The organism is Motiliproteus sp. SC1-56 (assembly GCF_017309075.1).
In the GTDB taxonomy this organism is placed as follows: Bacteria; Pseudomonadota; Gammaproteobacteria; order Pseudomonadales; family Balneatricaceae; genus Motiliproteus.
The window spans coordinates 119,327-139,581 of the sequence record NZ_JAEMGS010000003.1 but is presented as its reverse complement, the minus strand read 5'-3'; the positions used below and the strand labels follow the sequence as shown (position 1 = coordinate 139,581).

20 protein-coding genes are annotated in these 20,255 nt (G+C 62.1%); 14 read left to right on the top strand and 6 right to left on the bottom strand.

The genetic code is table 11. The annotated features are described in order from the left end of the window. Positions 1-39 precede the first annotated feature (39 nt). The 7 genes from JGZ97_RS04295 to JGZ97_RS04265 all read left to right on the top strand — a co-directional run bounded on the left by JGZ97_RS04295 (position 40) and on the right by JGZ97_RS04265 (position 6,598). Complete coding sequence (locus JGZ97_RS04295; RefSeq protein ID WP_207061377.1) at positions 40-645, top strand: YceI family protein; 606 nt, start codon at positions 40-42, stop codon at positions 643-645. A gap of 122 nt (positions 646-767) precedes the next feature. Then, entirely contained in the window at positions 768-2,390 is a 1,623-nt protein-coding gene (locus tag JGZ97_RS04290; RefSeq protein WP_207061376.1) for a methyl-accepting chemotaxis protein, read from the top strand. A gap of 44 nt (positions 2,391-2,434) precedes the next feature. Beyond that, a complete protein-coding gene (locus tag JGZ97_RS04285) occupies positions 2,435-2,794 on the top strand; it encodes a sel1 repeat family protein (protein WP_207061375.1) in 360 nt (119 codons plus the stop codon). A gap of 17 nt (positions 2,795-2,811) precedes the next feature. Further along, on the top strand, positions 2,812-3,162 hold the full coding sequence (locus JGZ97_RS04280; RefSeq protein WP_207061374.1) for a hypothetical protein: 351 nt from the start codon (positions 2,812-2,814) through the stop codon (positions 3,160-3,162). Between the two features lie 172 nt (positions 3,163-3,334). After that, positions 3,335-4,333, top strand: a complete 999-nt coding sequence (locus JGZ97_RS04275; RefSeq protein WP_207061373.1) for a peptidase U32 family protein — start codon at positions 3,335-3,337, stop codon at positions 4,331-4,333. Between the two features lie 14 nt (positions 4,334-4,347). Continuing rightward, positions 4,348-5,238, top strand: a complete 891-nt coding sequence (locus tag JGZ97_RS04270; protein WP_242521533.1) for a U32 family peptidase — start codon at positions 4,348-4,350, stop codon at positions 5,236-5,238. A gap of 286 nt (positions 5,239-5,524) precedes the next feature. Then, positions 5,525-6,598 carry a zinc-binding dehydrogenase gene (locus JGZ97_RS04265; RefSeq protein WP_207061371.1) on the top strand — a complete coding sequence of 358 codons (1,074 nt, stop codon included), beginning with the start codon at positions 5,525-5,527 and terminating at the stop codon, positions 6,596-6,598. Positions 6,599-6,802: 204 nt separating this feature from the next. On the opposite strand, the gene JGZ97_RS04260 is transcribed toward JGZ97_RS04265, so the two are convergent. From JGZ97_RS04260 to JGZ97_RS04240, 5 genes are all read right to left on the bottom strand, one after another. Further along, positions 6,803-7,300: a hypothetical protein gene (locus JGZ97_RS04260; RefSeq protein ID WP_207061370.1), complete on the bottom strand. Its 498-nt coding sequence runs from the start codon at positions 7,298-7,300 to the stop codon at positions 6,803-6,805. 211 nt (positions 7,301-7,511) lie between these two features. Continuing rightward, on the bottom strand, positions 7,512-7,778 hold the full coding sequence (locus tag JGZ97_RS04255; RefSeq protein WP_207061369.1) for a hypothetical protein: 267 nt from the start codon (positions 7,776-7,778) through the stop codon (positions 7,512-7,514). A 362-nt stretch (positions 7,779-8,140) separates the two neighbouring features. Continuing rightward, positions 8,141-8,626, bottom strand: a complete 486-nt coding sequence (locus JGZ97_RS04250) for a hypothetical protein (protein WP_207061368.1) — start codon at positions 8,624-8,626, stop codon at positions 8,141-8,143. 405 nt (positions 8,627-9,031) lie between these two features. Then, a complete protein-coding gene (locus JGZ97_RS04245) occupies positions 9,032-10,393 on the bottom strand; it encodes a sigma-54 dependent transcriptional regulator (protein WP_207061367.1) in 1,362 nt (453 codons plus the stop codon). Then, positions 10,390-12,219 carry a cache domain-containing protein gene (locus JGZ97_RS04240; RefSeq protein ID WP_207061366.1) on the bottom strand — a complete coding sequence of 610 codons (1,830 nt, stop codon included), beginning with the start codon at positions 12,217-12,219 and terminating at the stop codon, positions 10,390-10,392. The genes JGZ97_RS04245 and JGZ97_RS04240 overlap by 4 nt, the downstream gene beginning before the upstream one ends. A gap of 436 nt (positions 12,220-12,655) precedes the next feature. Between JGZ97_RS04240 and JGZ97_RS04235 the strand changes: the two genes are divergently transcribed. The 7 genes from JGZ97_RS04235 (at position 12,656) to JGZ97_RS04205 (ending at position 19,562) form a co-directional block, all read left to right on the top strand. Then, complete coding sequence (locus JGZ97_RS04235; protein ID WP_207061365.1) at positions 12,656-14,281, top strand: benzoate-CoA ligase family protein; 1,626 nt, start codon at positions 12,656-12,658, stop codon at positions 14,279-14,281. 113 nt (positions 14,282-14,394) lie between these two features. After that, positions 14,395-15,597 (top strand): ABC transporter substrate-binding protein, encoded by a 1,203-nt coding sequence (locus JGZ97_RS04230; protein WP_207061364.1) that lies wholly within the window; start codon positions 14,395-14,397, stop codon positions 15,595-15,597. A gap of 92 nt (positions 15,598-15,689) precedes the next feature. Beyond that, positions 15,690-16,556 carry a branched-chain amino acid ABC transporter permease gene (locus JGZ97_RS04225; protein WP_207061363.1) on the top strand — a complete coding sequence of 289 codons (867 nt, stop codon included), beginning with the start codon at positions 15,690-15,692 and terminating at the stop codon, positions 16,554-16,556. A 4-nt stretch (positions 16,557-16,560) separates the two neighbouring features. After that, positions 16,561-17,628: a branched-chain amino acid ABC transporter permease gene (locus tag JGZ97_RS04220; RefSeq protein ID WP_207061362.1), complete on the top strand. Its 1,068-nt coding sequence runs from the start codon at positions 16,561-16,563 to the stop codon at positions 17,626-17,628. Continuing rightward, positions 17,621-18,394, top strand: coding sequence for an ABC transporter ATP-binding protein (locus tag JGZ97_RS04215; RefSeq protein ID WP_207061361.1), 774 nt, complete (start codon positions 17,621-17,623; stop codon positions 18,392-18,394). Before JGZ97_RS04220 ends, JGZ97_RS04215 begins: the two co-directional genes overlap by 8 nt. After that, positions 18,391-19,137, top strand: a complete 747-nt coding sequence (locus JGZ97_RS04210) for an ABC transporter ATP-binding protein (protein ID WP_370583996.1) — start codon at positions 18,391-18,393, stop codon at positions 19,135-19,137. Before JGZ97_RS04215 ends, JGZ97_RS04210 begins: the two co-directional genes overlap by 4 nt. Further along, a complete protein-coding gene (locus JGZ97_RS04205) occupies positions 19,137-19,562 on the top strand; it encodes a VOC family protein (RefSeq protein ID WP_207061360.1) in 426 nt (141 codons plus the stop codon). Before JGZ97_RS04210 ends, JGZ97_RS04205 begins: the two co-directional genes overlap by 1 nt. A 57-nt stretch (positions 19,563-19,619) precedes the next feature. Here the strand turns inward: JGZ97_RS04205 and JGZ97_RS04200 are convergent, their stop codons facing one another. Next, positions 19,620-20,252 (bottom strand): response regulator transcription factor, encoded by a 633-nt coding sequence (locus tag JGZ97_RS04200; protein ID WP_207061359.1) that lies wholly within the window; start codon positions 20,250-20,252, stop codon positions 19,620-19,622. Between the last annotated feature and the right edge of the window lie 3 nt (positions 20,253-20,255).

Sequence of the window (20,255 nt, the reverse complement as noted above, 5' to 3'; positions counted from 1 at the left end):
AGACTCGCTTATTTTGCCTGTATCACAAGAGGAATGTGTATGAAGCTTAAAAAACTGGTGAGTGCTGCGTCGGTGGCTGCGGTCTGTGCCAGCGCCATGGTCTCTCCGGCGCAGGCCGAAGTCGAGCACTACGTGCTGGACCCCGCGCATACAGAAACCCTGTTCTTTATCAGTCACTTGGGCTTCTCCAATATGCCGGGTCGGTTTGCCGAGCTGGAGGGGGAGTTTCATTACGACAAGGACAATATTCCCGCGTCCAAGGTGACCGTGACCGTTAAGACCGGCTCCGTGGATACCTTTCACGAGAAGCGTGATAAGCACCTGGCCTCACCGGACTTTTTTAACGCCGCCGAGTTCCCCGAGATGACCTTCACCTCAACCAGCATCGAGATGACGGGTGACAAGACTGCCAAGATGACCGGCGACCTGACCCTGCTGGGGGTGACCAAGCCGCTTACCCTGGACGTCACCTTCAACCGTGAAGGTCTGCACACGTTCAACAAAAAGGACCACGTGGCGGGCTTCTCCGCGACCGGCAGCTTCAAGCGTACCGATTTCGGCATGGGCTTCGGAATGCCCGGCAAGCCAGGCGGGATCGGCGACGAGGTTGAACTGCGGATCGAAGCCGAAGGCATCCGCCAGTAAGGCTTTGGGGTGCGCCCTCCCGGGCGCACCCAGTTTAAAGCCGCCTCCGGACGGCTTTAAACTGGGTGGAAAGGGCCGCCTTTCCGAACTCAGCGTTCCACGGCTTTTATCGGTAGCCCACTATGCAGTTCTTTATCCGCTCCAAAGACCTTTCCATCAAGAAGAAACTCTGGCTCAACGCCGGCATGGGGATTGTGTTCCTGATCCTGCTGTCGGTGGCCGGGTTCGCCATGGTCCAGGCCCTGTCCGGGCATACCCAGGCCTACCAGGCCCGGGTGCAGGAGGCGGTTTTCGCTGAAAAGGCGACGTCCCTGGGCAGCGATTTCTACCAGGTGTTTACCGGCATGCTCATGGCCAAGGACACCGAAGAGGACTGGCAGGCGCTCCAGGACCGTTACCAACAAACCTTTGACACCCTGGACAAGTGGGTCTCAACGGAGGCGCAACGGCAAAGCCTGCAGCAGGCGCGGGAGGTGGCGGCGGCCATCGTCAACGAATATCAGCCGGAGCTCGAAACCCAGATTGCCGAAAATTATGGCATTGTTGAGGATGCCCTCAAGGCCAAGATCGAGAACGCTATCGCCGTTAACGAGCAAAGCATGCAGTCCCTGGCGGCCTCTTTTTATCAACAGGCCGAGCAGGCAGCGAATGAATTCAACGCGCTGAAAGCCCAGATCAGCAGTGGCCTGCTCCTGTTCTGTGCCGCCGCGGTGGTTATCGCCCTGGTGCTCACCTTTCTCTTTATTCGCAGCATTACCCAGCCCATTGCCCAGGTGGTGGAGCGGCTTGAGGATATTGCCCAGGGGGACGGCGACCTGACCGCGCGCATGGACGTTGATCGTAAAGACGAATTCGGTGAGCTGGGGCGGGCCTTCAACCAGTTCGTGGCCAAGCTGCACGCTACCATCACCGGGGTGGTGGCGGTGTCGCAGCAGGTAGCCACCGAGGCCGAACACCAGCTGGCGCTGGCCCAGTCCACCAACCAGATCGTCGGCCAGCAGCGGGAGCAGGTGGAACAGGTGGCGACGTCGGTGAGCCAGATGGCGGTTACCAGTACCGATATGGCGAAAAACACCGCCGAGGCGGCCGATGCCGCCTCCGAGTGCCGTAAAGAGGCGACCAGTGGCCGTGACGCCGTGCAGGGCAACCGCCAGTCGGTGGAAGTTCTGGCCCGGGATCTTACCGAGGCGGGCTCGGTGATGGAGGAGCTGCGGCTGGCCTGCCAGAACATTACCCAGGTGGTGGACGTGATCACCAAGATCGCCGACCAGACCAGCCTGCTGGCGCTGAATGCCGCCATCGAGGCAGCCCGGGCCGGCGACCAGGGGCGGGGCTTCGCGGTGGTGGCCGATGAGGTGCGTTCCCTGGCGGAGAACACTAAGCGCTCCGTGGACGACATCCAGAAGCTGGCCAGCGATATTCTTAACCGGGCTGAAGAGACCGGTGCCATGATGAGCCGCAACCAGCGTACCGTGGAAGAGAGCCTCGGCACCGCGGCGACGGTGCAGGGGGCGTTGGAGTCGGTGTTCAGCAACCTTGAGCGGCTCGATGAGCTCAGCGCCCAGGTGGCCTCGGCGGTCGAAGAGCAGTCCGTGGTTACTGGCCAGGTGGACAGCCACATTCACGGCATCAGCGATGTCGCCAACCGTGTTGCCGAAGATACCAGCCAGGTGACCCGGATCAGCGAATTGTTGGCCCAGCAGGGCAGAGAGCTTGATCGCCTCGCATCACACTTTAAACTGTAGGGTTTAATCGTCGCTATCCGCGAAAGGACTGTAAAGGAGTAACGATGCGCAACGCGATCACCAGTCTCTGGCTTGGCTTGGTACTGGCCCTGGGCTCACCCCTTGGCTTCGGTCAAACACCCGATTCGCTCTCGGAAACCGACATGGCCCTGGGCTACTACAAGCCCCTGGCTGAGCAGGGCGGGGCCTACGCCCAGCTTACCATCGGCGAGATCTACATGGAGGGCGCCGGGGTCAAGCAGGATCTGGTTGAAGCGTACGCCTGGTTTGCGGTTGCCAGCGCCCAGGGGGTGGACGAAGCCACCGCCATCATGGAGCACGTGTACACCAAGCTGGACGAAGCGGAACGAGAGCAGGCCCGCGCCCTGGCTGAGCAGTACATCGAACATTACAGCGCGCCCTGACAGAGCCCGGGACCAAGATGGTTGAGCTGCGGGCCGGGGTTCGGGCGGCCTACCTGGTGCGCCGGCGTTTGCGGCTCGTCTCTAATACAAGCTGGAGTCCGGCTACGGTACTGCCCCAGCTGCAGGAACTGGTCGGTTTTAACGACCTCAAGCAGCGGGAGCAGCGCCTCTACCTGGAGTACGACGCCGGCAAGCTCCAATTGGACGCCCTGTTGGCGCAGCTCAACGCCGCCCGGGCACCGCTGCTCGATAATCGCCGCCAGCGGCTACGCCTCGGCTGGTACCGTTACCTCGACGCCAACATCCTCGCCAATAGCCGGGACAGCTCTTCTTCCTGCTGCAGCCAGTCACCCCTGCGCCACCGCTAGGAAGCTGAACAGGGTGATTTTTGGTCAGTATTGCGCCAATTATCGCGCTGCTCGCGTATAATGGGCCCCCTCTCTTGATACGGATCATGGGCGCTGCCGGCGCTGGCTGCTAGTTTCGCCCTTCCTATTCAGCGCAAGAATTGAAAAACAACCCAAGCCACAGGTACTTAGCATGGAGTTGGTATGTCCGGCGGGGAATTACCCGTCTCTCAAAGCGGCGGTCGATAGCGGCGCCGACGCGGTGTACATCGGGTTTAAGGATGACACCAACGCCCGTCATTTCGCAGGCCTCAATTTTAACGATCGCAAGGCCCACCGGGCACTGGACTACGCGCGCGAGCGCGGGGTCAAGGTATTCGTCGCCGTTAACACCTACCCGCAGCCCAAGGGCTGGGCGCGCTGGGAGAAGGCGGTGGACCTGGCCGCGGATTTGGGGGTGAATGCCCTGATCGCCGCCGACATGGGGGTGCTCGGTTACGCCGCTGAGAAGCACCCGGATCTCAACCTGCACCTCTCGGTACAGGGCTCGGCCACCAATTACGAGAGTCTGCGCTTTTATCACCAGACCTTCGGTATCCGTCGGGCGGTGCTGCCGCGGGTGCTCTCCATGGCCCAGGTGCGGCAGGTCGCCGCCCAGAGCCCCATCGAGCTGGAGGTGTTTGCCTTCGGCAGCCTTTGCATCATGGCCGAGGGCCGCTGCTACCTCTCCTCCTACGTCACCGACCAGTCGCCCAACACCTGCGGCGCCTGTTCCCCCGCACACGCCGTGCGCTGGGAGGAGAAGGCCGACGGCGGGATGGAGACCCGCCTCAACGACGTGCTGATCGACCGCTACGGACCCGGTGAAAAGGCCGGTTACCCGACCCTGTGCAAGGGCCGCTTCCAGGTGGCGGGCAATACCTTCCACGCCCTGGAGGAGCCCACCAGCCTCAACACCCTGGAGCTGCTGCCGCAACTGCAGGAGGTGGGGGTGAGCGCGGTGAAGATCGAGGGGCGCCAGCGCAGCCCGGCTTACGTGGAGCAGGTGGTGTCCGTCTGGCGCGAGGCCATCGATGCAATGAAGGCCAACCCCCAGGGCTATGCCCCGCGGCACGACTGGATGGCGGCGCTAGACAGCGTTTCCGAGGGAACTCAGACCACGCTGGGCGCCTATTCCCGTCCCTGGCAGTAACTGGAGGATCAATGATGCAATTATCTCTCGGCTCCATCCTGTTCTTCTGGGAGCGGCAACAGGTTCAGGATTTTTACCAGAGCATGGTCGAGCAGCCCCTGGACATCATCTACCTGGGTGAATCCGTCTGCTCCAAGCGCCGTGAACTCAAGACCCAGGAGTGGATCGACCTGGGGCGTGAGCTGGCCGCCAAGGGCAAGCAGGTGGTGCTCTCCAGCCTGGCCTTGATCGAGGCCGAATCGGAGCTTAAAACCCTGCGCCGGCTCTGCGACAACGGCGAGCTGATGGTGGAGGCCAACGACATGGGCGCTGTGCAGGCGCTCTCGGAGCGAGGGCTGCCCTTCGTCGCCGGCTCGGCGATCAACATCTATAACGCCCACACGCTCAAGACCCTGCACCGGGCCGGACTCAAGCGCTGGGTGATGCCGGTGGAACTGTCCGGGGAGACCCTGGCCGACATCCTCAGTGATGCCCAGGCCATGGGCTTTGGCGATGGGGTGGAAACCGAAGTGTTCAGCTATGGCTACCTGCCCCTGGCTTACTCGGCGCGCTGCTTCACGGCCCGGGCCCGCAACCTGCCCAAGGACAACTGCCAGTTCGTCTGCCTGGAGTACCCCGAGGGGCTGCCCCTGGCCAGCCAGGAGGCGCAGGCGATGTTCACCATCAACGGTATTCAGACCCTCTCGGGGCAGGCCTACAACCTGCTGCCTGAGGTTGAGGAGATGAAGCGGATGGGGGTGGATATCGTCCGCCTCAGCCCGCAGCACGGTCAGATGGCGGAGGTGATCGCCCAGTTCCGCGGGGCGATCGACGGCAGCGGCAACCAGATTCCAACCATCCCCGCCGATGCGGTGAACGGTTACTGGTACAAAAACGCCGGACTGGTGAACACCTACCGCGACTGAACCGCCCTCCAATCCCGCAATCGAAAAGCCGGCGCCTTCGCGTCGGCTTTTTTGTTTGTGGCCAGGAGGTTAGGGCTTTCAAGGGCGGGAAGGGGCCGGCGGCCCGACTGCCGGGGTCTTAATCGAGCTATGCTCTAGAGGTGAAGCATACGGAAACACAGCCCGCCTGAACCATTCTCGAATGCGTTAACTCCAAACCTGTTAAGTCGTGAAAACGGCGCAGATGAGACCGGCTGTCGGGTCGGGTACGTCCTAACCACCAGCGTCACCACGGGGGGCAATCACTATGGGCAAAATGCATGCGATCACGATGCAGGACGGCAAGATCAACCTTGACGATATCGACATTCCACAGCCCGGCCCCGGCCAGGTATTGGTCAAGAGTCTGGCCTGTGGTATCTGTGGCTCCGATCTGCACCTCACCCGTCATACCAGTGACGTCTTTTCGGTTTACAAACAGCTCGGTCTGATGGACCCCGGCGTTGAAGGCACCCCGGGAATCATGCTGGGGCACGAGTTCGCGGCCGAAGTGGTCAGCTACGGCCCGCAGACCGAGGGAAAATTCCCGCCGGGAACCCGGGTAACGGGGGTGCCCGTACTGCAGAGCGCCGGGGGCGCCGGGGTGGGCGTTACCCCCGGCCTGTACGGAGCCTACTCCGAATATTTCATCGCCGACGAAGCGCTGCTGATTCCCATACCCGAGCACGTCTCCTCCCATGCCGCGGCGACCTGCGAGCCGCTGGCGGTGGGGCTGCACTCGGTCAACCGCTCGGCTGTCGGCGTCGATGACATCGCTCTGGTCGCCGGCTGCGGAACCATCGGGCTGGCCGTAATGGCCGCGCTGAGTATCCGCGGTGTGAAAACCATCCTGGCCTCCGATCCCCAGGCCAGCAAGCATGCGATTGCCAAGGCGTTCGGGGCCACCCGGGTGGTGGATCCGACTCAGGAGGACGAGGTCGCCCTGGCCGCCGAACTGGCAGGCGACAATAACGTGGTGATCTACGAGTGCGTGGGGGTCTACAAGCTGATCAACGGCTTTATCGAGCGGGCGCCGAAGCGGGCCAAGTTGATTATTACCGGCGTACACACCACACCCTTTGAGGTCAATTTCGCCATTCCAATGGTCAAGGAGATGGATATCCGTTTTTCCTACTATTACACCCCCGAAGAGTTCGCCGAGTGTCTGCAGTACATCGCCGACGGCAAGGTGAACTGGAGGGCGATGTGTACTGGCAAAGTGGGTATCGACGGGGTTTCCGGGGCCTTTGACACGCTGCTCAAACCCAATGACCACATCAAGGTGATTATTGAGCCCTGGCGCAAGGGCGCCCTGACCGCCTACAGCGACGAGGGCGGCTGATAAAAGCCAAGGGATGTGCCGGGGTGAGCGGGTAAACCCGGTTTACTGGCTGGTGAGCGCGCGATCGCCTTTTGCGGAATCCGGAGGCAGGCTGGAAGGTCAGGCCGCTCGGGTATTCGAGCGGCCGCTTGAAGTAGGTCTCAAGGGCAATGATGATTGCGATCCCTGAGATTAGGATGGAGAGGTTCCGGTTGCCGGTCTTGCTCAGGCGCCGACGGTTTGGGCCTGGGAGGCTTGCTGCTCCACTTGTTTTATCAGTGCCACGCGCACCTGCTCCTTGCTGAGAAAGTCGCGGAAATCGGTGGCCCCCTCGGCGCCGTTCGGGTAGGCGCTCTTGAGCTCATCGGCGCGCAGGCCGCGCAGCCCCTTGGGGCCGATCTCGGCGCCGCTGAGGTAGTCCAGCGGCACCTTACCGCCGCCCAGGGCTTCGGGCAGGGCCAGCTCCCCGGCCTCGAGCTGGCGCACGATCAGCGAACCGCCACTGATCAGCGCTTCCAAAAACGCCATACGGTAGAGTTCGAAATCGCGCTCACCACCGGCCAGGGGACCGTCTTCCCCGCAACGATTCACTTCCCCGGCTTCGTTGATGTAGAAACGGTTCTGTTCGTCGCCGTAGGTAAGGGTGACCACCTTGTCTCCCGCCAGGGTGAGCAGGACGCCGTCCAGGTAGGCGGTGCTGGTTTCGAAATGGGTTGTGTTCACGGTGACTCCGACGCCTGTGGGTTTCACCTACAGGTATCGACCGTTTCCCTGCACACTTTAAGGGCATTTTCCGCCCGGCGGGAAATCATACAGGCGGCGAAATCGGCCTTGCTCAGGGCTTGGCGCGGAAAGGGCCTGGAAAGCGGCTGCGGTGCGTGCCTGAGTGACTCGCCCGCAGGACGGGCTGTACCTGTTTGTTATGCTTTGTAACTCAACTGTTCTCCCAAGGCTGCTCAGGCAGTTTTTCCAAATTGCCGTCGTACCTTTGAGAATCAAAGGCTTCCGAGTTTCTAATGGCACCGAATATTTCAACGGACAGGGCTGATGCGATGTATTTAACAGCGTCGTCGCGAGGCATGCCTAAGCCCATTAATCGGTCTAGGGTTTGTCTTACTTTCGGTGGATTGTTCTCCTTGAGCTGACTTTCCACTGCTTCAATTATCGCGGCTCCAGCGTCTGAAGGGGCATTTGGATTCATCACACAAACTCCCGCCAGAAGCATGATGTTTTGATTGGCTCCTGAAGTATTACTTCTCTTCCGTAGTTGTCGAGTGCATCTTCCAATCGAATTTACCGCATAACCACATGACAATACCCAGACCCAAAGTAACCAATGCGTGAGCGTTCCGTGCCCGCGGCGGCTCGTCTGCATAGAGCTCAAAATTGCCAAACAAGACTTCCTGCAACGACCAGAAGATGAGACCCAAGCCTACGGTAGAAAGAGCAAGAACCCTGATGCGGTGCATAGTCGGACCTGCCATTTAACGCCTCAATAACGGGCCGGAAAAACGCGTAGCGCTTTGGAGGTCCGAGCCCGCAGGGCTGTCGTTGATTGCCTTGTTATGCGTCAATTGCACCTATAATTCTCTGCTTCAAGGGTTCAAGCCCTTTAAGTATCACTCTACCTACAGCTTTAAGTTGGCGTAACGATGAGGCATACCCACCTACCGAAATAGTGTCGTTGATCTGCTTAAGAGCTTTTTCTTTGTCACTCTTCGGAGAACCAGCGTGGACACCACCCATGACATTTGCTTCAAATAAGACTATTTCGCGCAAGGTGTATTCGTGACTGTTGACGGCGGTTAGAACAGCCTTAAATAATTTGTCGCGGTTTACTTTAATGCGTTTACTTCCTGGAACGGCAGTATCTGGGTCTATACCATCTTGGACCGTAAAAAATGCCGGGGTAGGTAAACCTGGAGGGGTAACTTGCGTTTCTGTAATTTCGAACTCAATTTTGATTCTGTGATTACGGTTTACTTGGTCAACTAGTGGATTGTCATCAAAAAAAACTTTCGAATGAGTGCTGATGCACCGACGGTTCACACAGTCTCCCTAGCCATCGCGGACTTCAACAAAAAATAAAGCCCATATCAGGCTGTCTTCCTTAACCGTGACCGATGACGCCGTCGGTTGAACCCGTTCAAACGCGTCGTTTGCGGACACGGTAGCATGAATGAAAACATCCAGATATTGGACATTTTCTGAATCACACTGGTGGCAAAAAATTTTCAGTTAACGCCAAGTCCTCTTATATATCAGACCAACTCTTAAGCAACCTATCTCTTTGTTTATAAAGCGATAGACAGATGGATTAGCACCTCGTCGCTATTGAATCGATAGTCGTCAGCATGCGCGCTTTGTGGCTCACAAGCAGAAGCGCCTGTTGATCACTCGCTGGCCGAGGCTGAATTAGCGGAGGGGGGGAATGAGGCCCAGCCTCCGGGTTGGTCATTTTTCCTTCAGCCGGATGCCGTACTCGCGAATCCGTTTGTCCAGGGTCGGGCGCGACATCTTCAGGATCTCCGCCGCCCGCTTCTTTTCGTAGCCGGTAAAGGCCAGGATATTTTCAATGTGCTCGCGCTCCACCTCGGGCAGGGACTTGACCTGCAGGGGCAGGCGTTGCAGATCCTGGTCGCCCTCGAGTTGAAGGGTTTCGGGCAGCAGCACCTCGCCCGGGGAGAGCAGCACGGCGCGGCGCAGGGCGTTTTCCAGTTCACGCACGTTGCCAGGCCATGGGTAGGCTTCGATCCGTTCCATCGCTTCCTCCGGAATCACCGCGATGGCATGACCAGTCTCGCGGCGCAGTTTCTCAAGGAAGTAGGAGACCAGCAGGGGAATGTCCTCTGCGCGCTCGCACAGGGGGGAGAGCTCGATGGTGACCACGCTGAGCCGGTAGAACAGGTCCTGCCGGAAACGGCCCTCGGCCACGAGTTGCGCCAGGTCCTTGTTGCTGGCCGCGATCACGCGCACATCGGTGTGGATTGTCTTCAGCCCGCCGACCCGTTCAAAGGTCTTCTCCTGCAGAAAGCGCAGCAGCTTGAGCTGAATTTCCGGAGAGATTTCGGAGATCTCGTCCAGGAACAGGGTGCCGCCGGCGGCCAGCTCGAATTTGCCCGGCTTGCTCTGGTGGGCCCCGGTAAAGGCCCCCTTTTCGTGGCCGAAGATTTCACTCTCCAGCACCGTGGGCGCCAGGGCCGAGCAGACCAGGGGAATAAAGGGTTGGTCCTGGTAGCGACTGTTAAAGTGCAGGGCGCGGGCCACCATCTCCTTGCCGGTGCCGCTGGCTCCCTGGATCAGCACCGTGTCCCGGGAGTCGGCCACCGCGCCCACGGTCTTGAAGACCTGCTTCATGGCGCGGCTGCGGCCCACCAGGGTGTTGGGTTCGAAGCTGCACTCGGGGGTGTCGCAAAACTGAAAGGCCTGGGTGGAGAGGGTGGCGATCTTGCGTACCTTGGCGATCACCTCGTCCAGCTGGTCCAGATCCAGGGGCTTGCCGAGGTGGTCGATGGCCCCCAGGCGAATCGCCTTGATGGCGGTCTGCATGTCATCAAAGGCGGTGATCACCACCACGGGCAGGGCCGGCTTGGCCGCCTTGATCGCTTTCAGCACCTCGAACCCGTCCAGCTTGGGCAGGCGCAGATCCAGAAGGACGAAACTGACCGTGTCGTTTAGGGCGCAGGCGACTCCTGCCTCGCCGTCCGCGGCGCAGAGCGGTTCAAAGCCCTCGTCGATCAGGTGCAGCTCCAGGGAGCGGCGGATGGAGGCGTCGTCGTCGATGATCAGTGCGCGGGCCTTGGGCGCCTCGTTCATAGGGCTATCCTCTTGGGGGGCTCGGCGGCCCGGTTCTCGCCGGGGCCGTTCTCGGGAAGGCTGAATTTGAAACAGGCGCCCTGGCTTGCGGTGCTCTCGACCAGCTCCAGGGTGCCGCCGTGGTGCAGCATGATGCGCTGGGAGTTGCTCAGCCCCAGTCCGCCGCCGGCGGATTTTGTGGTGTAGAAGGGGTCAAAGATCTTCTCCCGCGCTTCGGGGGAAACGCCGCAACCGCAATCGCAGACCTGTATCGACACCAGACCGGCCTCCTGCGAGCCGTGAATGCGAAGGGCTTTTTCACCCGGGGTCTCGCTCATGGCGTCCAGGGCGTTGAGAATCAGGTTCAGCAACACCTGCTCGATCTGGGCACCGTCGCAGACCGCCGAGAGCGGATCGGGCAGGTTCACCTCCAGGATGATCCCTTCTTGTTCGAAGCGCTCGGCCAGCAGCAGCCGCACCCTTTTGACGATGGCGTTGAGGTCCTGCGCTTCAAGGTGCAGGGGACCGGGGCGGGCAAAGCCCATCACGTCGCTGAGCAGGCGGTTGAGGCGCAGAATTTCGTGGTCGATGATGGCGAAGTGTTCCTGCAGTCGCCCCTGGGGGGCGAAGCGCTTGCGCAGCATCTTGATGTTCATGCGGATGGCCGACAGGGGGTTGCGGATCTCGTGGGTCAGCCCCAGGGCCATCTGGCCGACGGCGGCCATCTTCTTCGACGCCAGCAGCTCGTCAAAGGTGCGTTCAAGCTGGGCACGGGCCTGCTCCAGGTCGGCGGTACGGGTCTGTACCCGTTGCGAGAGCATCCGGTTCCAGGCCAGCAGGAGGCCGCAGATGACGGTGGTGCCGGCGAGGATGCTGATCACCAGGGTCAGGGAGAAGGTCTCCTGGCGGCGCAAAAACGCGGAGAGCTGGGCCTCGACCTGCCGCTCCGGGGTGGCGACGCCGACAAACCAGAGGTGATCGCCGATCTCCACGGTGTGGTAGCCCAGCAGCTTGCGCACCGTCCGCTCGGGGTTGGCCGGATCTTCGTAGCGGTACCAGTCGGTGCCGCTGTCACCGCGTCCGGTGGCGGTCAGCAGCGAGTAGAGCTTGGGCCATTCGGGCAGGAAGGCCGCCTCGAAGGTGCGCCCGGCAACGGCCCCGTGGGGGTCCACCAGCAGGGTCTTGCTGTGAATGTCCGCCACCCAGGCGTAGCCGTCTTCGCCCAGCCTTACCGGCAGGATGTGCTTGCGGGCCAGCTCGTCAAAGTTGACGGTGAACATGGCGACCCCCTTGAACGTGCCCTCGGCGCTGTAAATCCCCTGGGCCACGATCAAGGCTTTGTCACCCCGGTTCTGGCCGCCTGCCAGGCGCATGAACGGGGAGGTGTACATCTGCCCCGGCCGGCCGCTGTCCCGGGCCCAGCGGTAATAGCCACGCCAGGCGTAGTTGCGCCCCAGGGTGTAGGGGTCGTCGGGCTCGATGGCCACCACGGTGCCCTGGCGGTCAAACACCACAAGGTCGATGATGGCGGAGTCGGCAAGGCTTGCATTGAGCTTCTGCAGGCTGCCGCGTACCAATCGGGCGCGGTCGCTGTTCACCGGGTGGTCCTCGAACAGGCTGGTGACCAGGCCGAGGCTTCGGTTGAGGGTGAGAAAAAAGGTCTCCAGGGTCTGGGCGGCCTGCCTGGCCATCAGCAGTTGCTGCTGATTGTACTGGGTGAAGAACTGCTCCCGGGCCTCCTGGCGCACGGCGTCCGTGGCCAGCAGGATGCCATAGAGGGCGCTCATGCTCAGTGCCACCAGGACGAACAGCAGCGTCCACAGCTTAAGGGGGCGAAGCAGTTTCATGGCGCTCCGTTGCTCAGATCGTTTTTTTAAAGGGAGGGGCGGCGGTAACACCTTGCCCACGCCGTCCATGGTTGAAAATAAACCGGGCTGGCGCAAGCACTATATTGCATGTCCTGGGCGTCGCGCTCCCCTTGGCGCTGACAGGGAACTTATGACTGAGGCAAAACGGCTGCGCCTGGCTCATTTTTTTACACGCGCCCCGTCAAACTTTACACCAACCCCGGTTTTTCTCCCCGTTTATGCGCTTATTTGGTGCACATTGCAATCGCCTCGACCGAATGTTTTCTATTGATAATTAATCACATAGTGATTCGACTGCAGAATATTTCACTTTTGGCCCGAAAATTGTGTTGTAGTACTCCAGTCTTCGCGCGCTACCAATAACAATAATTGAGCAGAGAGCCTGCCTCTCTCGCCGCAGACCGGAGGAGATGCAATGCAGCCGGGGAATGACGAACAGGGGTTTTACAACGCCGCCGACTATTTTGTTGACCGCAATGTCCGAGAGGGGCGGGGTGGGAAAACGGCGGTGATCTGTGAAGGGCGGCAGCTCACGTACGGCGAAATCCAGGCGGGAGTCAACCGGTTCGGCAACCTGTTGAAAAGCCTGGATGTGCGCCTGGAGGAGCGGGTGGCATTGTTGCTGCTGGACACCGAGGTGTTTCCCCAGGCCTTTTTCGGGGCCATCAAGACAGGGGCCGTCCCGGTGTGCCTGAATACCCTGATGCGGGCCAAGGACTACCGCTACTTTCTCAACGACAGCCGCGCCCGGGTGCTGGTGATCGATGCCGCGCTGAAAGCCGAGTTCGACGCCATCGAGGGCCCTTTACCCTTCCTGGAGCACGTGGTGGTGGCCAATGGGGCTGCTGAAGCGGGGGAAATCGCCCTCGACGAGGCCATGGCCTGCCAGCCCGATATCCTGGAAACCGCCCCCACCACCCGGGACGACGCCTGTTTCTGGCTCTACAGCTCCGGTACCACCGGCCAGCCCAAGGGCACCGTTCACCTGCAGCATGACATGGTGGTGGCTGCCGAAACCTTCGGTCAGCAGATTCTCAACATCCAGGAAGACGATATCTGCTTCTCCGCCGCCAAGCTGTTCTTCGCCTACGGCCTGGGCAACGGGCTCTATTTTCCCTTCAGCGTCGGCGCCACCGCCGTCTACCACCCGGGGCGTCCCGCCCCGGATGCGGTGTACGAGGTGATCGAGCGCCACAACCCGACCCTCTTTTTCGGCGTGCCTACCCTGTATGCGCAGATGCTTGAGCACAAGACCGGGAAGCTCAACGGGGTGCGGCTCGGGGTTTCCGCCGGAGAGTCCCTGCCTGCCGACATTTTCCGTCGCTGGCGTGAGCGCTTCGGGGTGGAGATTGTCGATGGCATCGGCTCCACGGAGATGACTCACATCTTCATCACCAACCGTCCCGGGGAGTGCCGCCCGGGCAGCACCGGCCGCACGGTACCGGGCTACGACGCACGCATCGTCGACGAGCAGATGAATGACCTGCCCTGCGGCGAGGTGGGGACCCTGCTGGTCAAGGGCGACAGCGCCGCCGCCTGCTACTGGAACAAGCACGAGAAGACCAAGACCACCATGCTCGGGGAGTGGCACAACACCGGTGACAAGTTCTACCGCGACGAAGACGGCTACTTCTACTATGCCGGGCGCAGCGACGACATGCTGAAGATCAGCGGCATCTGGGTCTCGCCCATCGAGGTGGAGGGGTGCATTATCGCCCACCCGGCGGTGCTCGAGTGCGCCGTGGTGCCCTGCACCGACAGCGATGGCCTGGTCAAGCCGAAGGCTTACGTGGTGCTCAGCGGCAACTGGCCGGCATCGCCCGAGCTCGAACAGGCGATCAAGGATCACGTCAAATCGAGCCTTGCCCCCTACAAATACCCGCGCTGGGTGAGTTTCGTCGACACCTTGCCGAAAACCCCCACCGGCAAGATCAAGCGTTTCGAGCTCAAACGGCGAAGCCTTGAGGCGGCCGCTGAAGAGATACCGCTGCCGCCCGCGGAGTCCCGGCGAGCGGTGCAGGCGAGCCCCGCCTCTCCCTGAACGACGCTTTCGACCCGTCCCCACCGCCCGGCCCCCTGGACCGGGCGCAAGGGGCGGCTGCAGTGCTGTAACAACAAAAACAATTAAACAGACCATGTCAGGAGCAGAGCCCCATGAGCCAAGCAACCCCGACCGGAATCAAACGTCGTACCCTTCTCAAAGGCGCCGCCGGCGTCGCCGCCGCCAGCACCCTGTTTCACCCGGTGTTCGCCATCGGCGGTCAGGCCAAGGTAAAGGTCGGGCTGTTGCTGCCTTACACCGGCACCTACGCCAAGCTGGGCAATAACATCAAGGACGCCCTGGCCCTGCGCATTGAGCAGTCGGGTGGAAAAATGGGCGGCCGCGAGGTGGAGTTTGTCAGCATCGACAGCGAGGCCAAGCCGCCCAAGGCACCAGAACTGACCAAGAAGCTGATCAAGAAGGAGCAGGTGGACTTTCTCGTCGGGCCGGTGCACTCGGTGGTGGGGATGGCGATGGCCAAGATGGCCCGCCAGGATGGTCTGATCACGGTGATTCCCAACGCCGGCGCCAACCAGCTGACCGGTGAACTCTGTGCGCCCAATATCTTCCGCACCTCTTTCTCCAGTTACCAGCCGGGCTTCCCCGGTGGCAAGGCGATGCTGGAGGACGGCCACAAGCGGGTGGTGCTGATGTACTGGAACTACGGCTTCGGCAAGCAGGTGGCGGCGGCCTTCAAGCAGTCCTTCCTGGCCGGCGGCGGCACCATCGTCAAGGAGATTCCGACGCCTTTCCCGAAGGTGGATTTCCAGGCCTACCTGACCGAGGTGGCAGCGCTTCAGCCCGATGCCGTGTTCACCTTTTACGCCGGCGGCGGGGCGGTGAAGTTCGTCAAGGATTACGCGGCGGCCGGCCTCAACAAGCACATTCCCCTCTACGGGGCGGGCTTTCTGACCGAGGGGGTGACCGCGGCCCAGGGAGCGGCGGCGGAAGGGGTGCGCACCACGCTGCACTATGCAGACAGTCTCGACTTGCCCGCCAACCACCGTTTCCGGGAGGCCTTCCAACAGGCCTATGGTCGTCCCGCCGATGTCTACGCGGTGCAGGGCTACGATGCCGCTGATCTGCTGCTGCAGGGGATGGCGGCGGTGCAGGGGGATACCGGCGCCCGGGCGGAGATGATTACCGCCATGGAGTCGAGCACCATCGACAGCCCGCGGGGCGCCTTTACCTTCTCCCGCGCCCACAACCCGGTGCAGAACATCTACCTGCGCGAGGTGGTCAACGGCGAGAACCGGGTACTGCGCACGGTGGAGGAGCGTCTGGAGGATCCGGCGGAAGGCTGCAGCCTGGCCTGACGCGGGGCTCGCTCGTCACCTGCGGTCACCGTGGCCGCAGGTCCTTTCATCCCGTGGTGCGGGCCGCCGGAGGCCGCCCGCCAGGAGCTTGTATGGATCTCTCCTTTTACCTGATTCAGCTGCTGAACGGCATCCAGTACGGTCTGCTGCTGTTCCTGGTCGCCAGCGGCCTGACGCTGATCTTTGGCATCATGGGCATCATCAACCTGGCCCATGGCTCTTTTTACATGTTCGGGGCCTATCTGGCGTTCTGGTTCACCGGCCTCACCGGTCACCTGCTGAGCGGCATTCTGCTGGCGCTGCCGGTGGCCCTGGTGATGGGGTACGCGGTGGAGCGGCTGGCGATCTCCTTTCTCTACCGGCGCGACCACCTTTACCAGGTGCTGCTCACCTACGCGTTGATCCTGATCTTCAACGAGCTGCAGCGCATGTTCTGGGGCAGCGACGTGCACAGCGTGCCGATCCCGCCGCTGTTCAGCGGCTCCGTGCCTCTCACCGACACCCAGGCCTATCCGGTCTACCGGCTGCTGATCTCCCTGTGCTGTATCGGCATCGCCCTGGGCATGTACTGGGTGATTCAGAAGACCCGCCTGGGCATGACCATCCGCGCCGGGGCCAGCAACCGGGAGATGGTCGAAGCCCTGGGGATCAACGTTAACCGGCTGTTCGCCCTGGTGTTCAGCCTGGGAGCGGCGCTGGCGGCACTGGCCGGCATGCTGGCCGCGCCGGTCAATACCGTCTACCCCGGCATCGGCGACAGCATTCTGATCATCTCCTTCGTGGTGGTGGTGATCGGCGGCATCGGCTCCATCAAGGGGGCGTTTATCGGCGCCATGCTGATCGGCCTCGCCGACACCTTCGGCAAGGTGCTGTTGCCGGAGGTGGCCAGTATGGTGGTTTACGCGCTGATGGCCCTGGTTCTTTTCTGGCGCCCTCAGGGGCTGTTTGGCAGGGGGTGAGCCCATGCACAGAATGACACGTCCACTGCAATTGCTGCTGCTCCTGGGGGCGGTGGCGCTGGCCCTGTTTCCCCTGGGGGGCAGCGAGTTTTACGTGGGGCTGCTGACCAAGATCATGATCCTGGCCATTTTCGCCCTCAGCCTGGACCTGCTGATCGGTTACACGGGGCTGATCAGCTTCGGCCACGCGGCCTTTTTCGGCGTCGGCGGCTATACCCTGGCGATCGTTTTCCAGAATGCCGAGACCATCCCCTTCTGGAGCGCGCTGCTGTGGGTGCTGGGGGCCAGCGCCCTGGCCGCGCTGGCGATCGGCTGGATCAGCATTCGCACCTCCGGCATCTACTTCATCATGCTGACCCTGGCCTTCGCCCAGATGCTCTATTACTTCTTCTTCGAGTCCCCCCGGTTCGGCGGCGACGACGGCATCTTCCTGTTCGCCACCCCCGAGGTCAGCCTGGGAAGCTTCACCCTGAATCTTCAGAGCGGCCACAACCTCTACTATTTCGTGCTGGGCTGGATGCTGGTGGTCTACCTGCTGCTGCGGATGGTGCTCAAGGCACCGTTCGGCCACGTGCTGGTGGCCATCAAGGCCAACGAGCAGCGGGTCCGGGCCCTGGGCTATGCCACCGGACGCTACAAGCTGGTGAGTTTTGTGATCGCCGGCGCCCTGGCAGGCCTGGCGGGCTTTCTGGAGGCGATCCATACCGGCTATATCACGCCCGCCTACCTGAGCTGGCACGAGTCGGGGCTGGTGATGGTGATCGTCATCCTCGGCGGTATGGGCACCCTCTATGGCCCTATCCTGGGCACCTTTGCCATCGTGCTGCTGCAGGATTACCTGCCCAACCTGACCGAGCACTGGCAGCTGCTGATGGGGGCGATCATCATCGCCGTGGTGTTGCTGCTGCCTGGTGGTATCGCCAGCCTGCTGCAGCGTCTTTGTGACCGCCTTTTCGCCGGTCGGGCTAGCGAGGCGAGCGGGGAGAATAACGCCTCGGCTCCATCTTCGCCCCCTGTTTCGTCTACCGTGCTGTTCGCGCCCGCCACTCCCGGGAGAGCCGATAATGAGTGAACCTGAGATCAAAGATCCGATCCTGCGCACCGAGTACCTGTGCAAACACTTCGGTGGCCTGCAGGCCACCCACGAGGTCAGCCTGAGCTTCGAGCGGGGCAAGGTGCATGGCATTCTCGGCCCCAACGGCGCCGGCAAGACTACCCTGATCAACCTGCTGTCCGGCGAGTTGATCCCCTCAAGCGGCAAGATCTTTTTCAAGGAGTACGACATCACGGCGGCGACTCCCGACAAGGTGTCGCGGATCGGCATCGGGCGCAGTTTCCAGAAGACCAACATTTTTCCCCAGTTCACCTGCTTCCAGAACTGCTGGGTCGGGGCCCAGTCGCGCCTCCCCAGTTCCATGCGCTTTTTCCGCCCGGCCCGGCACCTGCGCGAAGTGCACCGGCGCACGGACCGCGCCCTGGAGCTGTGCGGGCTCAGCGCCCGGCGCAACACCCCGGCCGCAGCCATGAGCTATGGCGAGCAGCGACAGCTCGAGCTGGGGATGATGTTGGCCACCGAGCCCGAGCTGCTGCTGCTGGATGAGCCCCTGGCGGGAATGGGCAGCGAGGAGTCGGCTCAGATGACCGCCCTGCTGCGCGAGCTGGCCCGCGAGCACACCCTGATCCTGGTGGAGCACGATATGGATGCGGTGTTCGCCCTGGCAGACCGCCTGACCGTGATGGTGGAGGGGGCTGAGCTTGAGACCGGCCCGGTGGAGCAGATACGTAACAGCCAGGCGGTGCAGGAAGCCTACCTGGGCGATAGTGAGGAGGCGGCATGATGGCAACCGCAACCCAGCCCCGTCCTGAAGCGCAGCCGGCGCTGCTCGCGGCCTCGCAGCTGCATACCTATTACGGCGACAGCCACATCTTGCAGGGGGTCAGCCTGGAGGTGGGGCGGGGGGAGACTGTCAGCCTGATGGGGCGCAACGGCATGGGCAAGACCACTACCCTGCGCTCGATCCTGGGGTTGACCCCGCCCCGCTCGGGCCGGACCTGGGTGGCCGGGGTGGAGACTACCGGCTGGCGACCCTACCGCGTGGTGCAGAAAGGAATCGCCTACGTGCCGGAGGACCGGGGCATCTTTCCCAACCTCAGCGTGCGGGAAAACCTGGTCATGGCCGCCCGCCCCGGGGTGGACGGGCGCAACGCCTGGCCGCTGGAACGCACCCTGGAGCACTTTCCCCGTCTGGCCGAGCGCATCGGCCATATGGGCAACCAGCTGTCGGGCGGCGAGCAGCAGATGCTCACCATCGCCAGGGCCCTGATGACCAACCCGGAGTTGCTGATCCTGGACGAGGCCACCGAGGGGCTGGCACCCCTGTTCCGGCGCGAGATCTGGCGGGTGATCGGAGAGATTCGGGACACCGGCATCGCCAGCATCATCGTCGATAAGGACGTGGGCGCCCTGCTGGGGCTCTGTGACCGCCACTACATCCTCAACAAGGGGCGGGTGGTCTGGGAGGGGGAATCCGAAGCGCTGCGCCGGGACCCGGACCTCTATCGGCAACACCTGGGGGTCTGATGAGGGCCAACGTCGGGCTGGACCATATCAGTATCGCGGTGCACGATCTGGCGCAGGCCCGGGCGACCTGGGAACCGGTGCTGGGGCGGGAAGGGCCGGACGAGGTCTACGAGGAGCGCGCAGAGCAGATAAAAGTGGCCCGCTACTACCTGGGGGCGGTCGCGTTTGAACTGATGGTGCCCACCGGTCCCGACAGCGAGGTGGCGCGCTTTCTGGCCCGCCAGGGGGAGGGCATCATGGTTCTCAGTCTGGGGGTTGAATCCGTGGCGGAAGCCAGCGAGCGGCTGGGGGCCCAGGGCTATCCGTTTATTGGCGGGCCGCGGCCGTTTCGCGACGGCGTCTTTACCTTCATTCACCCGCGGCGAATGAACGGCGTGCTGCTGGAGCTGATCGACCAGGGCGCGGCAAGCCCGCCCTGTGGATGAGCGCCTTTTGGATGAACCCTCAGTGAAGGAAGACCGCCAGCGGCGCAGGCCGCGGGTTTAGCTGGCCGCGCTCTGGGTATCGATCCGGTGCCAGAGGTTGACCAGGTCCGGCAGGCTGTCGGCGCGCATCTTGGACATCACCCGCGCCCGGTGGACTTCCACCGTCTTCGGGCTGATATCCAGGGTCTCGGCGATCACCTTGTTGGCCATCCCCGACACCACCAGCTCCATGACCTGTTTCTCCCGGCGGCTGAGACCGTTCCACAGCGCTTCGGCTTCCCGTTGCCGGGCGGCCTGCTGCTGCCACTCCTCGGCCATCGTCAGGGCGCGGGAGACATGCTCGAGCAGCACCTGGTCGTCAAAGGGCTTCTCGATGAAATCCACCGCGCCGTTCTTGATCGCGCTCACCGCCATGGGAATGTCGCCGTGGCCGGTGATCACGATGATGGGCAGGCGAAAGCCGGTTTTGTTCAGCTCCTGCTGCAGGGCCAGGCCGCTGATGCCCGGCATACGGATATCCAGCAACAGGCAACCGGGCTCGCCCCGGTAGGTTTCGAGGAACGCCTCGCCGGAGGCAAACGGTTGAATCCGGTATTCGGCCGACTCCAGCAGCCACCCCAGGGAATCGCGAAAGGCATCGTCGTCGTCAACGATAAAAACGGTCTTTTCCGCCACTACATCTGTTTTCATAAC

Bases quoted from the DNA above. Each gene is read 5' to 3' on its own strand.
- JGZ97_RS04205 (WP_207061360.1), top strand. From the start codon at position 19,137: ATGAGGGCCAACGTCGGGCTGGACCATATCAGTATCGCGGTGCACGAT.
- JGZ97_RS04245 (WP_207061367.1), bottom strand. From the start codon at position 10,393: ATGAACGAGGCGCCCAAGGCCCGCGCACTGATCATCGACGACGACGCC.
- JGZ97_RS04230 (WP_207061364.1), top strand. From the start codon at position 14,395: ATGAGCCAAGCAACCCCGACCGGAATCAAACGTCGTACCCTTCTCAAA.
- JGZ97_RS04280 (WP_207061374.1), top strand. From the start codon at position 2,812: ATGGTTGAGCTGCGGGCCGGGGTTCGGGCGGCCTACCTGGTGCGCCGG.
- JGZ97_RS04210 (WP_370583996.1), top strand. From the start codon at position 18,391: ATGATGGCAACCGCAACCCAGCCCCGTCCTGAAGCGCAGCCGGCGCTG.
- JGZ97_RS04220 (WP_207061362.1), top strand. From the start codon at position 16,561: ATGCACAGAATGACACGTCCACTGCAATTGCTGCTGCTCCTGGGGGCG.
- JGZ97_RS04290 (WP_207061376.1), top strand. From the start codon at position 768: ATGCAGTTCTTTATCCGCTCCAAAGACCTTTCCATCAAGAAGAAACTC.
- JGZ97_RS04240 (WP_207061366.1), bottom strand. From the start codon at position 12,219: ATGAAACTGCTTCGCCCCCTTAAGCTGTGGACGCTGCTGTTCGTCCTG.
- JGZ97_RS04225 (WP_207061363.1), top strand. From the start codon at position 15,690: ATGGATCTCTCCTTTTACCTGATTCAGCTGCTGAACGGCATCCAGTAC.
- JGZ97_RS04295 (WP_207061377.1), top strand. From the start codon at position 40: ATGAAGCTTAAAAAACTGGTGAGTGCTGCGTCGGTGGCTGCGGTCTGT.
- JGZ97_RS04235 (WP_207061365.1), top strand. From the start codon at position 12,656: ATGCAGCCGGGGAATGACGAACAGGGGTTTTACAACGCCGCCGACTAT.
- JGZ97_RS04275 (WP_207061373.1), top strand. From the start codon at position 3,335: ATGGAGTTGGTATGTCCGGCGGGGAATTACCCGTCTCTCAAAGCGGCG.
- JGZ97_RS04270 (WP_242521533.1), top strand. From the start codon at position 4,348: ATGCAATTATCTCTCGGCTCCATCCTGTTCTTCTGGGAGCGGCAACAG.
- JGZ97_RS04200 (WP_207061359.1), bottom strand. From the start codon at position 20,252: ATGAAAACAGATGTAGTGGCGGAAAAGACCGTTTTTATCGTTGACGAC.
- JGZ97_RS04255 (WP_207061369.1), bottom strand. From the start codon at position 7,778: ATGAATCCAAATGCCCCTTCAGACGCTGGAGCCGCGATAATTGAAGCA.
- JGZ97_RS04215 (WP_207061361.1), top strand. From the start codon at position 17,621: ATGAGTGAACCTGAGATCAAAGATCCGATCCTGCGCACCGAGTACCTG.
- JGZ97_RS04265 (WP_207061371.1), top strand. From the start codon at position 5,525: ATGGGCAAAATGCATGCGATCACGATGCAGGACGGCAAGATCAACCTT.
- JGZ97_RS04285 (WP_207061375.1), top strand. From the start codon at position 2,435: ATGCGCAACGCGATCACCAGTCTCTGGCTTGGCTTGGTACTGGCCCTG.